Source organism: Hydrogenophaga sp. PAMC20947, assembly GCF_004795855.1.
Lineage (GTDB): Bacteria > Pseudomonadota > Gammaproteobacteria > Burkholderiales > Burkholderiaceae_C > Hydrogenophaga.
Genome location: NZ_CP039252.1, coordinates 3,642,776 through 3,657,487 on the forward strand (window position 1 = coordinate 3,642,776; position 14,712 = coordinate 3,657,487).

Genomic DNA, 14,712 nt, shown 5'->3' on the forward strand with positions numbered 1-14,712 from the left:
GCTCAGGTATTGGGCGCGGTCTTGCTGCTCCAGACCATGGTAATGGCCAAAATGCCCAGCACCACGCCCAGGGACACCGACACTGGAATCTTGAAGATATCAATCAGCACCATCTTGCTGCCGATGAACACGAGAATCACGGCCAGCCCGTAGTTCAACAGGTGGAAGCGGCTGGCCGCCGCCTGCAGCAGGAAGAACATGGCGCGCAGGCCCAGGATGGCAAACACATTGCTGGTCAGCACGATGAACGGGTCTTTGGTGATCGCAAAAATGGCGGGAATGGAGTCCACCGCGAAAATCACATCCGTCAGCCCCACCAGGCAGATCACCATCAGCAACGGCGTGGCAATCTTCTTGCCGTTTTCAACAGTCCAGAACTTCTCACCGTCGTAGTGCTGGCTCACCGGCAACAGCTTGCGAAGCAGCCTGAGCGCCGGGTTGTCTTCCAGACTCTCTTCCTTGCCCGCCGCCCACCACATCTTCACGCCAGTGAGGATCAGGAACGCGCCGAACAGGTACAGGATCCAGTGGAACTCCGCCAGCAACCAGCCCCCCACCAGAATCATGATGGAGCGCAGAAAGATGGCCCCGATGATGCCGATCATCAACACCCGCTTCTGGAACGCAGCAGGAACCGCGAAGTAGGTGAAGATCAGCAGGAAGACAAAGATGTTGTCCACCGCCAGGCTCTTCTCGATCAGGTAGCCGGTGAGGAACTCCAGCGACTTTTCATTGGCCAGCGCGGTGGAGCCCGTGCTGTCTTTCACGGCCCACCAGAACAGCGCGTTGAACACAAAACTCAGGCCCACCCACAGCAGCGACCAGTTCACGGCCTCTTTGATGCTGACCTCGTGTGCGCCCTGCTTCTTGAGCACAGCAAAATCGACAAACAACGCCGCGAGCACAAACACGACGAAGACAATCCACAGCCACAGGGGCGCAATGGTTTCCATGGGTGACAAACCTCAAATTGGGTGTTGTTGAGAAACACCCCGCAAGGTCTTGCCGGAGCAAGCGGAATCACCAGCGATCCCGCCCACCCGAAGTTTCCGGCGGGCAACCCTGGGGATCACACCGCGTACTGACGAAAACTTCCCCGTTGCAGCGGCCAGACACAAGGTCCCTGCGCTGTAGCGAATGGCTACTCCCCTTGAAGGGAAAGCGCGATTGTCAAAGGCTCAGGCGGGCCCGGCAAGTGGAAGCTTACTCAGAAAAAACAGGATGGTTGTTCTGCAACACACCCGTTTACCCATCCTGAATGCTTGATATCAGACGGCGACCGCGTCTTCTTTGTAAAACGGCCCGCTTTTCAGGCCGCGAGGCGCCTGGGCGTTCACGCTTTCGTGGATCGCCGCGATGTGTTGCGGCGTCGTGCCGCAGCAGCCGCCCACGATGTTGACCAGACCCTCGGCGGCGAACTCGCGCAGCAGGCGGCTGGTGACGTCGGGCGTTTCGTCGAAGCCGGTGTCGCTCATGGGGTTGGGCAGGCCGGCGTTGGGGTAGCAGCTGATGAAGGTGTCGCCCGCGACTTTGGCCAGTTCCTGGATGTAGGGGCGCATCAGTGTGGCGCCCAGCGCGCAGTTCAGGCCGACGGCCAGGGGCTGGATGTGGCGCACGCTGGCCCAGAAGGCGGTCACGGTCTGGCCACTCAGGATGCGGCCGGAAGCGTCGGTCACCGTGCCGCTGATGATCACTGGCAGGCGCTCGCCGCTTTGTTCAAAGTACTCGTCAATGGCAAACAAGGCCGCCTTGGCATTGAGCGTGTCGAAAATCGTTTCGACCAGCAATACATCGGCCCCCCCCTCTACCAACCCTTCGATCTGCTCGAGGTACGCCGCGCGCAGTTGTTCGAAGGTGACATTGCGGGCGCCAGCGTCATTCACATCGGGGCTGATGCTCGCGGTCTTGGGCGTGGGGCCCAGTGTGCCGCACACGAAGCGCGGTTTCTCGGGTGTCGAATACTTGTCGCAGGCTTCGCGGGCGATGCGGGCTGAGGCCACATTCATCTCGCGCGCCAAGTGAGCCATGTCGTAGTCGTCCTGCGCAACCGTGGTCGCGCCAAAGGTGTTGGTTTCGACCAGATCGGCACCCGCCGCCAGATAGCTCTCGTGGATGTCGCGGATCACCTCGGGGCGTGTCAGGCTCAACAGCTCGTTGTTGCCCTTTACGTCCTTGTGAAAGTCCTTGAAGCGCTCACCCCGGTACGCCGCCTCATCGAGTTTGAAGCGCTGGATCATGGTGCCCATGGCGCCGTCGAGCACGGCAATGCGTTTTTTCAGGATGTCGGGCAGCGCCTGGGCGCGGGTGTAGATTGGAGCGGTCATGGGGTGATTGTAGGAAGTGCCGGCGCGGCAGGAGAAAGCCCCCGCCGTTAGACCTGCCCGTCCCAGGGAATCACGCAGGTATGGCCCACGATGCGCAACGGCCCCGCCTTCACCGGCCACGAGCGGAATTCGCACGGACCACGCAAGGATTCACGCGGCTGGCACGAAACGAATCGATCGACCTGCGGCGAAATGAACGCATCCGCGTCATTGGGCTTTCGGGTGCGGGTTACAGTCCCGGTCTTGCTGAGGCTTTGTCAGTACGAGGCACACAGGGCCGTCCACACAGAAGGTCTACCCTCGGCAAGGTCCTCCCGGACCATCCAGCCGCTTGCAACGCACGCATTCGCGAACCCACTCTTGACACCCAACCCGGACATCCCCATGACCAGCGCTCTGTACTCCCACTCCGTTCCTGTTTTCAAGCAAATGCTGACCGCCTTGAAAACCATTCTTTCGCAGACCAGCGAACACGTCACGGCCAAGGCGATCGAGCCCGACGCCTTGCTGCAGGCTCGCCTGTTTCCCGACATGTTCCCCTTGCTCAAGCAGGTGCAGATTGCCGCCGATTTTTCGCGCGGTGTTTCAGCGCGTCTGGCGGGTGTGGATGTCCCCGTCTACGAAGGCCAGGAAAAGAATTTTTCCGATCTGGACGCGCTGTTGACGCAGACCCTGGCCTTTCTGGACAGCCTGAGCGCGGCCCAGTTTGAGGGCAAAGAAAGCAGCGAGATCGTCTTGCGCCCCGGCACACCCAAAGAGAAGAAGTTGAGCGGTCAGACCTACCTGGCCCACTACGGTTTGCCGCAGTTTTTCTTCCACGTCACCACCGCCTACGACATCCTGCGCCACAACGGCATGGCTGTCGGCAAGCGCGACTACATGGGCGCTTACTGAGCAGGCCAACCACCGGGGTTGCGGGCTGGCCTTGATCTCACAACCCCCGAGTCGAAAGCAACCGCTCACCAATTCGGCGCCAGATGGCAGAGGGGCGTACGCGGCTTAACATGGGAGTCGCTCTGCCGTGCATGCTCATGACCGTACCCCCAACCCTTTCTCTCATCCCCGACGGCGATTCCGGTCATGCCCAATGGCGTGCCGACCTGCCGCGCTGGCGCCAGCTGGTTCAGGCGAGGTGGTTGCACGCCCTTCTGGCGGGTGCTGTGGTGGACGCCGCGCCTGCGGGTGCATGGCATTTGTTTGAAGTGGGCGAAGGCCCGTGGATCAGCACCCAGACGCCGACCATTCCTGGCGCCATCTGGCTGGATGTGCAGCGGTTCGAAGGCGGTCCTTTGTGGAACAAGGTGCCCGACGATCTGTTGCTACAGCAGCTGGCTGAGCTGGGCATCCGGCACGGCACCACCGTGGTGCTGGCGGGTCGCAAGCGGGTGGCCAATGCCCGGGCGGCTCACCTGCTTCTGTACGCCGGTGTGAGCGATGTGCGCTTGCTGGACGGCGGCACCCAGGCCTGGATGCTGGCTGGCTTTCCGCTCACGCAGGACACACCACCCAAGGTTCTGGAACCGCTGGCCAGTTTCGGACTGACACAGCCCGCCTGCCCGCAGTTCCTGGTGGACACGGTACAGGTGCGGGCCTTGCTGCAGCAGTCCGATGCCACGCTGGTGAGCATCCGCACCTGGGGAGAGTTCACGGGCCGGACTTCGGGCTACGACTACATCGCCGCACGCGGCGACATCGCCGGAGCACGCTGGGGCCATGCGGGCGCCGATGGCGATGTGAACGACATGAGCGCGTTCCACACGCCAACGGGGCTGATGCTGGATACAGCGAGCATTGAGGCGCTGTGGCGCAGCCAGGACATCAGAACGCATGGCCACACCACGTTTTATTGCGGCACCGGTTGGCGCGCGTCGCTGGCATTTTTCTATGCCTGGCTGATGGGCTGGAAGGGCATCAGCGTGTACGACGGGGGTTGGCTGGAGTGGACCAACGACCCCAGCAATCCGACCATCGACCGGCAACGGTTGCCGAGTACGCAGCCCGCCCACCCAGGCGGCCGCGGATCAACAGCCTCCGAGGCGTTGCTCTGGGCAGGCGGCCCGCCACCACTCGGCGTCCGGTCGGAAGTCGGCGCGTGATGAGTGGTCCAGCCCCTGGGTCTGCCAAATTCAGACTCCGGCGCAAGACTCAAACCTGGAGCATCCGCCCATGACCCGCTCGGTCCGCCCCATCGAATTGCCTGCAGGCGCCCTGCTTCAACGCTGTCGCGACGCCGGTGCATATGCAGACTGCTACACCTGCGAGGTGGATGGCTCGGTGTCCCACGTCGGTTTTGTGGAGGCCTTTTACACCACGCGCTTGTTCAAGGTGGAGCGCTTCATCTTGCGCTGGCTGGCCCGCCGGCCTGCGACCGACGCCGATGCCCGGCGGCTGGCCGAGGGGACGGCGGACAGCTTTTCAGCATGGCGTGTGGAGGGGCGTGCGGCGAACCAGCTGCTGCTGGCGGACTTCACCGGGCATACCAAATCATGGCTGATGGTGGCGCCGGGCAGCGCCTCAGGGGCACAGACGCTGACCCGCCTCTACTTCGGGTCTGCGGTTGTACCCCAGGCGAAGCGAGGCCCCAACGGAGAGCCAAGGATGGGTTTTGTTTTCCCGGCCCTGCTGGGATTTCACCGCCTGTATTCCCGGTTGCTGCTCGGCGCCGCGCGCGCAAGTTTGATGCGTGCCCAGTTGGCTCGCACGTTGTGAACGGCGAACGGGCGCCCCGCACCAAGATCAGGGCTTGTCGAGCACGCCGATGCGGTAGCTCGGCAGCAGCTGGTCCGCCGCAGGCGAGTGCGGCCGGCCTTTGGTCTTGGTTTTGTAGGCCTCGGTGGCTTCCTTGCCGCACCAGGGCAGGACAACACTGGGGCGGCTCGGGTGCTCGGGCAAGTAGGCGGCAAGGTCGTAGACGGCGCCATTGATGGCCATCCAGCAATCGGCTTCTGTTGCGTGACGCGCCACCTCGGCAAGCGTGAAGCGCTTCTCTGAAGTGTTGGCCGCTGCAGGTGCTGTGGCGGGCGGCGGAGCCGCCGGGGAAGAATCCGATGGCGCGGGGGCTGGTGGGGTCGACGTGCCTGCCATGGCAAACACCATGACGGCGGCCCAGAAAATGGCGGTGGCGGCGAGGAAGAGTTTGCGCATGGGGTTCGTCCCTTTCCTGTTGTTGCTCATCTGAAATCGAAGCGTTCGAAATGGATGCGCGGCGCGCCAACGCCTCGCTGGTGCAGCAGTTGCACGGCCGCATCCACCATGGCCGAGGGTCCGCAGAGGTAGCAGCCGAGCCCTGTCAGATCGCTGGCCGCCGGCAAAAGCTGGCTCAAGTCGGGCAGCGCATCGCCCGTATCAACCACCTGCAGTTGGAGCATGGGCTGCTGCGCCGCGAGTTCGTTGAGTTCCTGCGTGTAAGGCGCGGCGGCGCCTTCGCGGTGCAGGTAGATCAGGTGCACAGGGTCAACCAGCGGGCCGTTGCGCAATGCGGCAATGAAGGGCGTGATGCCGATGCCGCCCGCCAGCCACAAGCTGGGACCGGAGCCGCCAGCGAAGAAGTCGCCAAAAGGCCCTTGCACGCGCACGGCGGCGCCGGAGCGGATGGACTGCAGCTGGCGCGTGCAGTCGCCCAGGGCCTTGATGCCGAGGCCCAGGCGGCCTTCATCTCCCAGGGAGCTGATGGTGTAAGGGTGGTATTCGCCGCAGCCCTGGTATTTCGGGCCGGCAAAGAACGCAGCCAGCACAAATTGCCCGGGGGCGGCGCTCAGGGGCTTGGTGGCGGAAGCGGCCAGGGGCTGGAGCGAGAGCTCGACCGTGGTCGGAGAGAGGTGTTTGACGCGCTGCACCACGTACGGCTGGGCGCCCAGGCCATGATCCGCTCGAATCACGCGCCACAACAGGAAACCGATGATCAGCAATGGCGCCACGAGCAGCACGCCATCGAGCCCCAGCGCCACCAAATGGGCCGCGCCCAAAAGCACGGACAACGAGAGCAAGTGATGAAACTGGCGCCAGATGGCGTAGCGCAGCTTGGGCCAGAGTGCCACCATCAACCCCGCCATCATGCACAGCAGCGAGGCCCAGCCCAGCCACACAGGCCAACCCTGCTGCCAGGGCGAAAGCATGGCCCAGGCCATTGCGGGGGACTCCGACCAGTCGCTGGCCGCGAAGGCCAGCGGATGCGCCAGCACCACCACATAGGCCCAGACACCCAGCAGGTGGTGCCAACGGTACATGGGCTCCAGGCCGCCGAGCGAGCGCGCCAGCCAGGGCTCACGAACCATGAGCAACAGGCTGACCAGCAGCAGGCCGCTGCCCATCCAGCCGGTGACAAGGCCACCCGTGCGCCAAAGCGCAAGCGCCTGCGGCCAGGCCCAGCCCACCAGCGCGCCCACCACCAAAACGGTGATGAGCGTCAGCCGGGTGGAGATGGAGCGGGCATGGCCGGGCATGGGTAGATCGTCTCGCGCTTCAGGGTTTGGCCTGCGGTGGGCGCAGGTGCCCGCACAGATCGCGGCGCTCCGACGCCGGCCTGAGGGTCTGACCGCTGGCTTGCGCCCTCGCCTCCATCGCTTCATGGTGTTGCGATTGATAGGCACGGCAGGCGTCGTAATCGGTGAAGGCCCGCACGATGGCCTGGTGTTCGAGCCGCTCTTTGGGGGTCATATAGGCCCAGCCGCTGGTGTTGCGCTCACTGGCTCTCAAAGGCCCTGCGGCAGCCGCAGTGGCAGCGCTCAAGAGCAGCAGCAAAAGGGTCAGACGCATCATGGAGCCGGTATACATGTTGCATAGCTTGGCAGATAGAGCAAGGTCCGCCTTGATGCCGGTCAAGAGGTCGGTGAATCGCACCGATGCGCTGGCCACGCGGCGGCGAACCGCGTCACAAGCGCGCCGCCAGTTGCGCAGCTTGGTCGATGGCACGCTTCGCATCCAGCTCACCCGCTTCCAGCGCGCCGCCGATCACGTGCGCCGTTTTGCCCTGGGCGGCCAACTCGTCGGCGAGCGTGCGCAGGGGCAACTGACCGGCGCACAGCACGACGTTGTCGCATGGAATCCAGGTGGGGTTCTCGCGCTTCTCACCGTAGGACACCAGCAGGCCTTCGTCGCCGATGCGCTCGTAGTTCACGCCGCCGACCATCTTCACGTGTTTGTGCTTGAGCGCCGTGCGGTGGATCCAGCCGGTGGTCTTGCCCAGGCCGGCGCCGAGCTTGCCGGCCTTGCGTTGCAGCAGGGTGACCTGGCGCGCGGGGGGTGACACTTCGGGCGCCGTGGTGGCCAGGCCCCCTGCGGCGAGCTCGGGATCGGTCACGCCCCACTCGGCTTGCCAGGCGGGCAAGTTGAGGGTGGTCGATTGATCCCGGCCGCCTTCGTGCACCAGGTACTCGGCCACGTCGAACCCGATGCCGCCCGCGCCCACAATGGCCACCCGCTGGCCCACCGGTTTGTGCTCGCGCAGGACCTCGATGTAGCTCAATACCTTGGGGTGATCCTGGCCAGGGATTTTCGGATCGCGTGGGCTGACGCCGGTGGCGATGATGACTTCGTCGAAACCGATCAGTTCGCCGGCCTTCACGCGGTTGCCGAGCTGCAACTCAACTCCTGTGGTTTCCACCCGGCGGCGGAAGTAGCGCAGCATTTCGTCAAACTCTTCCTTGCCGGGCACCTGGCGCGCCATGTTGAGCTGGCCACCGATTTCGCTGGCCGCATCAAAGAGCGACACCGTGTGACCGCGCTCGGCGAGCAGCGTGGCGGCGGTAAGGCCGGCCGGGCCAGCGCCCACCACGGCGATGCGCTTGACCTGGGGTGTGGGGCGAAACACCAACTCGGTCTCGCGGCAGGCCCGCGGGTTGACCAGACAGCTCGCGGTCTTGTTGACGAACACATGGTCCAGGCAGGCCTGGTTGCAGGCGATGCAGGTGTTGATGAGGTCGCTCTGGCCCTGGGCCGCCTTTTTCACAAACTCGGCATCGGCCAGCAGCGGACGCGCCAGCGACACCATGTCGGCCATGCCATCGGCCAGCAACTGCTCGGCCACTTCGGGCGTGTTGATGCGGTTGCTGGTGACCAGCGGGGTGGTGATGCCCGAGGCCGCGAACTCGGCCTTCATTTTTTGCGTGACCCAGGCAAAAGCGGCCCGTGGCACGCTGGTTGCTATGGTGGGGATGCGCGCCTCATGCCAGCCGATGCCGGTGTTGATGATGCTGGCACCGCCCTGGGCAACGCCCTTGCCGAGCTGCACCACCTCGTCCCAACTGCTGCCACCGGGCACCAGATCGATCATGGACAGGCGGTAGACAATGATGAAGTCGTGGCCCACGGCTTCGCGGGTGCGCTGCACGATTTCCAGCGGCAGGCGCATGCGGTTGCTGTAATCGCCGCCCCATTCATCTTCGCGCTGGTTGGTGGCCAGGCTGAGAAACTGGTTGATGAAGTAACCCTCGGAGCCCATGATTTCGACACCGTCGTAACCCGCCTCGCGGGCCTTGGCTGCACAGTTGACGAAGGCCCGGATCTGGCGCTCCACGCCCCTTGAGGTCAGTGCAAAAGGTTTGAAGGGGGAAATGGGCGACTTCAACCGCGAAGGTGCCACGGCCATCGGGTGGTAGCCGTAGCGGCCCGTATGCAGAATCTGCAGCGCGATCTTGCCGCCGGCCTGGTGCACGGCGTCGGTCACCACACGGTGGCGCTTGGCAGCGCCCGAGGTGGAGAGCGTGCCTGCGAATGGTTTGGTCCAGCCAGCCATGTTGGGTGCGAAGCCGCCGGTGACGATCAGGCCCACTCCGCCCTCGGCCCTCTCCCGGAAATAGGCGGCGAGTTTGGTCAGGTCGCGCCCCTCTTCCAGCCCGGTGTGCATGCTGCCCATCAGCACGCGGTTTTTCAGCGATGTGAAGCCCAGGTCCAACGGGGCCAGCAGGTGGGGATAGGGCGAGGCAGTGGGATGGGGCATGGTCAACATTCGAAAATCAAATGAAAGAAGGGCTGCGAGCGGCGCGGATTGGCCTGCCTTTGGCAGGAAAAACAGGGCGATGGAACCCCTCGACCGTTTCACGGTTAGAAATATATTCTAGAATTAAATTCTATGGCAACCCAAAAGAGCATCCCCACTGTCACCCGCTCGCCAAAACCCGCGGCCGACGCTGCGCCCGGCGATCGCCGCCAGGACATCCTCCTGGCCGCACTGGCCTGCGCCACCGAGCTGGGGCTGGAGGCGGTGTCCATCGAGGGCGTTCGGACGCGATGTGGTGCGAGTGTGGGGAGCATTTACCACCACTTCGGCAGCCGCGAAGGCATCGTGGCGGCGCTGTACGTGGTGCTCTTCCAACGCCAGACGGCGGCTATCGAATCCGCACTGCAAAAGGCACGCACCCCGCAGGAAGGGGTCCAGGCGCTTGTGCAGGGTTATCTCGACTGGGTGGTCGCCTACCCAGACCAGGCGCGCTTCATGTTCCAGGCCCGGGCGCTGGCCGCTCAGGGCGCACACAAGGCCGAACTCACCGCTTCGGCACAACGGCGCAACCAGACGCTCGTGGACTGGTTTGCGCCCCACCAGCTGGAGGGCTCCGTGCTGGCGTTGCCTTGCGAGTTGCTGCCCTCGCTGGTGATGGGGCCAGTACAAAGCTATTGCCGGGCCTGGCTGTCGGCCGAGGCGAGCGGCGCGGCAGGCCTGCCCGCACCCACGCGCTTTCGCGACGAGCTGGCCAGCGCGGCCTGGCAGGCTGTGGCCGGCCTGGGCCATGCCCGACAATAGCGGCATGAAACACCTGTCTCCCAAGGAAGCCTGGTCCTGGCTGCAGGCCGAGCGAGCGCGTCTCGAAACCGCCGGGCAAGACGGCCCGTTGTTCGTGGACGTGCGCATGGAGATCGAGTCGCTGTACGTGGGCCGCCCGCCCGGCGTGGAAAACATCCCCTGGTACGAATACCCCGACCTCACGCCCGACCCGCTGCGTTTTGCCGCAGCCGTGGAACAGGAAGCGGGCTCCAAGGCGCGCCCGGTGCTGCTGATTTGCCGCAGCGGCAAGCGCACGCTCGACGCTGGCCAGGCCCTTGAAACGGCAGGTTTTACCGATGTGGCCCATGTGGTGCACGGATTTGAAGGCGATCTCAATGAGGCTTTCAAGCGCTCCAGCCTGAATGGCTGGCGCCACGAGCAACTGCCCTGGGAGCAAATGTGACCGGCGCGCGGGAATCAACCGATGGCTTTGTTGCCATCGCCAGCCGTGCTGAAGAACGGTCAGCGCGCGCGGCTGAGCGCGTAAGCACCTCCCTGGTGGGGTCGAGCCGACCATGGACATGATCGACATCGCACCCGAAGGCGAAACACTGGAAACCTGCGCCGGTGTGCTGCAAGAGGTTTTTGGCTACGACGCCTTTCGCGGCCCGCAGGCGCAGATCGTGTCTGAGGTCAGTGAGGGCCATGACGCCCTGGTTCTGATGCCCACGGGCGGCGGCAAATCGCTGTGTTACCAGGTCCCCGCCATCGTGCGCGAGCGCGCCGGCCACGGGCTCACCGTGGTGGTCTCGCCGCTGATCGCCCTCATGCACGATCAGGTGGGCGCGCTGCGGGAAGCCGGTGTGGCCGCTGCCTTCCTCAATTCCAGCCTGTCTCTGGAAGACGCCCAGCGGGTCGAGAAGGAGATGCTGCGTGGCGAGATCACGCTGCTTTACGCCGCGCCCGAGCGCCTGACCACGCCGCGCTTTCTGGCCTTGCTCGACTCGCTGCACGAACGCGGCAAGCTGAGCCTGTTTGCCATCGACGAAGCCCACTGCGTGAGCCAGTGGGGCCACGATTTCCGGCCCGACTACCGTGGCCTGGTCGTGTTGCACGAACGCTTCCCCGGCGTGCCCCGTGTCGCACTCACCGCCACGGCCGACGACCTGACACGCGCCGACATCATCGAGCGCCTGCAGCTTCAAGAAGCGCGCACCTTCATCAGCAGCTTCGACCGCCCCAACATCCGCTACACCATCGTCGAGAAGACGGACGGCACGCAGCAGCTGTTGCGCTTCCTCCGCGACGAGCACAGCAGCGCTCAGGGGCATGACGCCGGCATCGTTTACTGCCAGTCGCGCAAGCGCGTGGAAGAGGTTGCCGGCATGCTGTGTGATGCCGGCTTCAACGCCCTGCCGTACCACGCTGGTCTGGACGCCGCCAAACGCTTGAACCACCAGGACCGCTTCCTGCGCGAGGAAGGCCTGATCATGGTCGCCACCATCGCCTTTGGCATGGGCATCGACAAACCCGATGTGCGCTTTGTGGCCCACCTGGACATGCCCAAAAACATCGAGGGCTATTACCAGGAGACCGGTCGCGCCGGCCGCGATGGCGAAGCGGCCAACGCCTGGATGGTCTACGGCCTGCAGGATGTCGTGAACCAGCGCCGCATGATTGACGAAAGCCCGGCGGCCGACGAATTCAAGCAAGTGCTGCGCGGCAAGCTCGATGCACTGTTGACGCTGGCCGAGGCCAGCGATTGCCGTCGCGTTCGTTTGCTGGGTTACTTTGGTGAAAACAGCGAGCCCTGCGGAAACTGCGACAACTGCATCAAACCGCCCGAGCTGCACGATGCAACAGAAGCCGCCCGCAAGGTCCTCTCCTGCATCTACCGCGTGCAACAGGCCAGTGGCACCGCATTCGGCTCCGGCCACATCATGGACATCTTGCGCGGCAAACAGACCGACAAGATGGCGCAGTACGCGCACGACAAGCTCTCAACCTTCGGCATAGGCGCTGAGCTGTCAGAAACCCAGTGGCGCGCCCTGCTGCGCCAGCTGATCGCGCGTGAGGCTGTGTATGTCGACGCGGCCCATTTCAACACCTTGCACCTGGCCGACGGCGCACGCGAGATCCTCAAGGGCGGCACCCAGGTGTGGATGAAACAGGCCAGCGAAAAACCCAGCCGCTCACGCGGCAAGGGCAGCAGCAGCCGCAACACCGCCAAAGACGTGGCGCCCGATGGCCAGCCGCTCAGTCTGGCCCAGCGCGAATGCCTGGATGCGCTCAAGGCCTGGCGCGCCGAAGTGGCGCGCGAGCACAACCTGCCGGCTTTCGTGATCTTCCATGACGCCACTTTGCGCGCGCTCGCCGCTCAACTTCCGCAAACGCTGGCCGATCTGGATGGCATTGCCGGCATCGGCCAGAAAAAGCGCGAGGCCTACGGGCAAGAAGTGCTGCGGGTCGTGAGTGCTTTTGGGTCAGCTTAAAACCCGGCCCGGGCGCGTGCTGTTTACCATCGTTTGACGCACCGAAAAGAAGTCGACCGCCTGTCGGTCGCACCCCCGTTTTTGGACTGCAAAGCCTCAAGAACAGCGGGGAGCCGTCGATGCAACAGGGGAGCCGGGAACATTCCCGCCCCTGCACCAACTCCCACGGAGCACCCCATGTTCTTCAAGCTGCCCTGGTTATTCAAGTCCAAGAAAGAAAGCTACCACGACACCCAGGTGTTGGAGCTCGACTTCCTCGTGGATGAATTCCACGATGCCATGGGTGACATCCAAGACCCGCTTCGCACGCGCCTTCACGCTGCACTGCTTTCCTGCCAGACCCCCAAAGATCTGTGGTTTCTGCGCGGCAAGCTGTTCAATTTGATTTCCCGCCACCACTGCGAGTACGTCGCTCATGAGCGGGTGGCCCGGCTGGACCACAAGCTGCAGTTCTTCGTCTCCCACCACCCCGACCACGCGCCAGAGGAGTTGCCGTCTGGCCCCATGGCTTTGCTGCACTGAAGCCCGCACCACCTTCCCCACCAGCACCCTGCTGGATCACAAGCCCGTCCGAAAGACGGGCTTTTTTTTCGAGCCCGATTCAGCCCCGGCCCAACCTTTAGAATCCGCCGCATGCCCACGCTCTCCCCTCGCAGCCACGCCGCCGCCCGCCCCCTGCTCATCGTCAAGTTGGGCGAAGCCCACGAACAGATCCGCGAACGCCTGGGCGACTTCGACGAATGGATTGCCGCCGGCCTGCACAGCGCCGGCGCCACCACCATCACCATCGACCCCCGGGCCGGTGGAGCCCTGCCCGATCCCAGCGAAGTGGCCGGCATCGTGATCACCGGTTCACACGCCATGGTGACCCACCGTGACGACTGGAGCGTGGCGCTGATGCCCTGGCTGGTCCGCGCAGTTGAAGCCGAAGCGCCCCTGCTGGGCATTTGCTTTGGCCACCAAATCCTGGCCCAGGCGATGGGTGGCACGGTTGACAACCACCCCGGCGGCGTGGAAATCGGCACCATCACCATCAGCCGGAGCGCCAACAGCCACGGCGACGCCCTGCTGGGTGGCCTGCCAGAACATTTCGACGCTCAATCGGTGCACTGGCAATCGGTGAGGGTGCTCCCACCCGGCGCGGTGCTGCTGGCCGGCACCGAATTTGAGCCCCACCATGCGTTCCGCATCGGCCCTTGCGCCTGGGGTGTGCAGTTTCATCCTGAGTTTTCGGACGAGGTGCTGCGGGCCTACCTGGAGCGGCTCGGACCTGAGCTGGCCAAAGAAGGCAAGGACGCCGAGCGGGTCATCGCCGGCCTGCATCCCACGCCGTTGTCGTCTTCGCTGCTGCCCACCTTCGCGCGTTTCGCGCTCGCACACCAGCGGCCATCCGCCGTCGATCCTGAGGCACGGATGGTCGCGGCCTGATCCCGATACGCGGCGGAACAAGGTCACGCTGCTGTCCCGCAGCGACAACGGGGGGGCCCAAAAATCCCGGCAATGCCAATGGGATGCCCGGACGCGAGGGATATCCCGGGTGATGGGAACGAGGTCACGACACACACTACAGGCTGACCCCGCAACCCGAGACCCCTGCATGTTCAAGAACCTGTCCTTCCCGTTCGCGGCGCTGTGTTTTGCACTGCTCATCAGCGCCGGCAACAGCGCTCAGGCCGCAACCCCATTTGAAAAGACGTCCACCGTGGCGGGCGTCCCTCTGACGCTCAACGGTGCTGGCACCCGCTACAAAGTGGTTTTCAAGGTCTACGACATGGGCATGTACCTGCGCGCACCAGCGAAAACGGCCGAGGCAGCCATCGCACAGGACGGGCCCAAAAAGCTGTCGTTCGTGGCGCTGCGCAAGGTGTCCGGCACCGACCTCGGCCTGGCCTTCATGTCTGGCATGGACGACAACTCGCCCCGTGACATCAGCCGAAAACACCTGATTGAGACCACCAAGCTGATCGCCATTTTTTCTGGCAAAAGCTACATGCAACCCGGTGAAACGTTCGCCCTGGAATTTGTGCCCGGCAAAGGCACCACCTTCTTCATCGAGGGCCAGGCCCAAGGCCAACCCATTGGCGATGCAGAATTCTTCGAGATGGTGCTCCGCATCTGGCTCGGCCCCTCGCCAGCCGACTGGCGCCTGAAAGACGCCCTGGTCTCGCCCACCTGAGCCGGCCAGGAACGCCCCAGG

At 64.2% G+C, this 14,712-nt stretch carries 15 protein-coding genes; 9 read left to right on the forward strand and 6 right to left on the reverse strand.

Translation table 11 applies throughout. The features are described 5' to 3' along the window. Positions 1 to 2 precede the first annotated feature (2 nt). Entirely contained in the window at positions 3 to 953 is a 951-nt protein-coding gene (locus tag E5678_RS16655; protein WP_136179562.1) for a TerC family protein, read from the reverse strand. A 315-nt stretch (positions 954 to 1,268) separates the two neighbouring features. Beyond that, positions 1,269 to 2,324, reverse strand: coding sequence for a homocysteine S-methyltransferase family protein (locus tag E5678_RS16660; protein WP_136179563.1), 1,056 nt, complete (start codon positions 2,322 to 2,324; stop codon positions 1,269 to 1,271). Between the two features lie 384 nt (positions 2,325 to 2,708). On the opposite strand from E5678_RS16660, the gene E5678_RS16665 reads away from it, so the two are divergent. The 3 genes from E5678_RS16665 to E5678_RS16675 all read left to right on the forward strand — a co-directional run bounded on the left by E5678_RS16665 (position 2,709) and on the right by E5678_RS16675 (position 5,033). Continuing rightward, positions 2,709 to 3,218, forward strand: a complete 510-nt coding sequence (locus E5678_RS16665; protein ID WP_136179564.1) for a DUF1993 domain-containing protein — start codon at positions 2,709 to 2,711, stop codon at positions 3,216 to 3,218. Positions 3,219 to 3,355: 137 nt separating this feature from the next. Continuing rightward, positions 3,356 to 4,420, forward strand: a complete 1,065-nt coding sequence (locus tag E5678_RS16670; protein WP_136179565.1) for a rhodanese-like domain-containing protein — start codon at positions 3,356 to 3,358, stop codon at positions 4,418 to 4,420. A 70-nt stretch (positions 4,421 to 4,490) separates the two neighbouring features. Then, a complete protein-coding gene (locus E5678_RS16675; protein ID WP_210731934.1) occupies positions 4,491 to 5,033 on the forward strand; it encodes a hypothetical protein in 543 nt (180 codons plus the stop codon). Between the two features lie 27 nt (positions 5,034 to 5,060). Here E5678_RS16675 and E5678_RS16680 read toward each other — a convergent pair whose 3' ends face one another. The 4 genes from E5678_RS16680 to E5678_RS16695 form a co-directional block, all read right to left on the reverse strand. After that, positions 5,061 to 5,468 carry a cytochrome b5-like heme/steroid binding domain-containing protein gene (locus tag E5678_RS16680; protein ID WP_136179566.1) on the reverse strand — a complete coding sequence of 136 codons (408 nt, stop codon included), beginning with the start codon at positions 5,466 to 5,468 and terminating at the stop codon, positions 5,061 to 5,063. 26 nt (positions 5,469 to 5,494) lie between these two features. Then, on the reverse strand, positions 5,495 to 6,766 hold the full coding sequence (locus E5678_RS16685; protein WP_136179567.1) for a ferredoxin reductase family protein: 1,272 nt from the start codon (positions 6,764 to 6,766) through the stop codon (positions 5,495 to 5,497). Between the two features lie 19 nt (positions 6,767 to 6,785). Continuing rightward, positions 6,786 to 7,097, reverse strand: coding sequence for a hypothetical protein (locus E5678_RS16690; protein ID WP_136179568.1), 312 nt, complete (start codon positions 7,095 to 7,097; stop codon positions 6,786 to 6,788). Between the two features lie 97 nt (positions 7,098 to 7,194). Beyond that, a complete protein-coding gene (locus E5678_RS16695; RefSeq protein WP_136179569.1) occupies positions 7,195 to 9,261 on the reverse strand; it encodes an NADPH-dependent 2,4-dienoyl-CoA reductase in 2,067 nt (688 codons plus the stop codon). A gap of 132 nt (positions 9,262 to 9,393) precedes the next feature. On the opposite strand from E5678_RS16695, the gene E5678_RS16700 reads away from it, so the two are divergent. The 6 genes from E5678_RS16700 (at position 9,394) to E5678_RS16725 (ending at position 14,691) form a co-directional block, all read left to right on the forward strand. Further along, positions 9,394 to 10,062, forward strand: coding sequence for a TetR/AcrR family transcriptional regulator (locus E5678_RS16700; protein WP_136179570.1), 669 nt, complete (start codon positions 9,394 to 9,396; stop codon positions 10,060 to 10,062). A 4-nt stretch (positions 10,063 to 10,066) separates the two neighbouring features. After that, positions 10,067 to 10,486: a rhodanese-like domain-containing protein gene (locus E5678_RS16705; protein WP_136179571.1), complete on the forward strand. Its 420-nt coding sequence runs from the start codon at positions 10,067 to 10,069 to the stop codon at positions 10,484 to 10,486. 118 nt (positions 10,487 to 10,604) lie between these two features. Then, positions 10,605 to 12,515, forward strand: coding sequence for a DNA helicase RecQ (gene recQ / locus E5678_RS16710; RefSeq protein WP_136180828.1), 1,911 nt, complete (start codon positions 10,605 to 10,607; stop codon positions 12,513 to 12,515). 177 nt (positions 12,516 to 12,692) lie between these two features. Continuing rightward, complete coding sequence (locus E5678_RS16715) at positions 12,693 to 13,037, forward strand: hypothetical protein (RefSeq protein WP_136179572.1); 345 nt, start codon at positions 12,693 to 12,695, stop codon at positions 13,035 to 13,037. A gap of 111 nt (positions 13,038 to 13,148) precedes the next feature. Beyond that, the gene (locus E5678_RS16720) at positions 13,149 to 13,943 is read left to right on the forward strand and encodes a glutamine amidotransferase (protein ID WP_136179573.1); all 795 of its coding nucleotides are present in this window, start codon (positions 13,149 to 13,151) and stop codon (positions 13,941 to 13,943) included. Positions 13,944 to 14,112: 169 nt separating this feature from the next. Beyond that, the gene (locus E5678_RS16725; RefSeq protein WP_168708590.1) at positions 14,113 to 14,691 is read left to right on the forward strand and encodes a chalcone isomerase family protein; all 579 of its coding nucleotides are present in this window, start codon (positions 14,113 to 14,115) and stop codon (positions 14,689 to 14,691) included. Positions 14,692 to 14,712 lie beyond the last annotated feature (21 nt).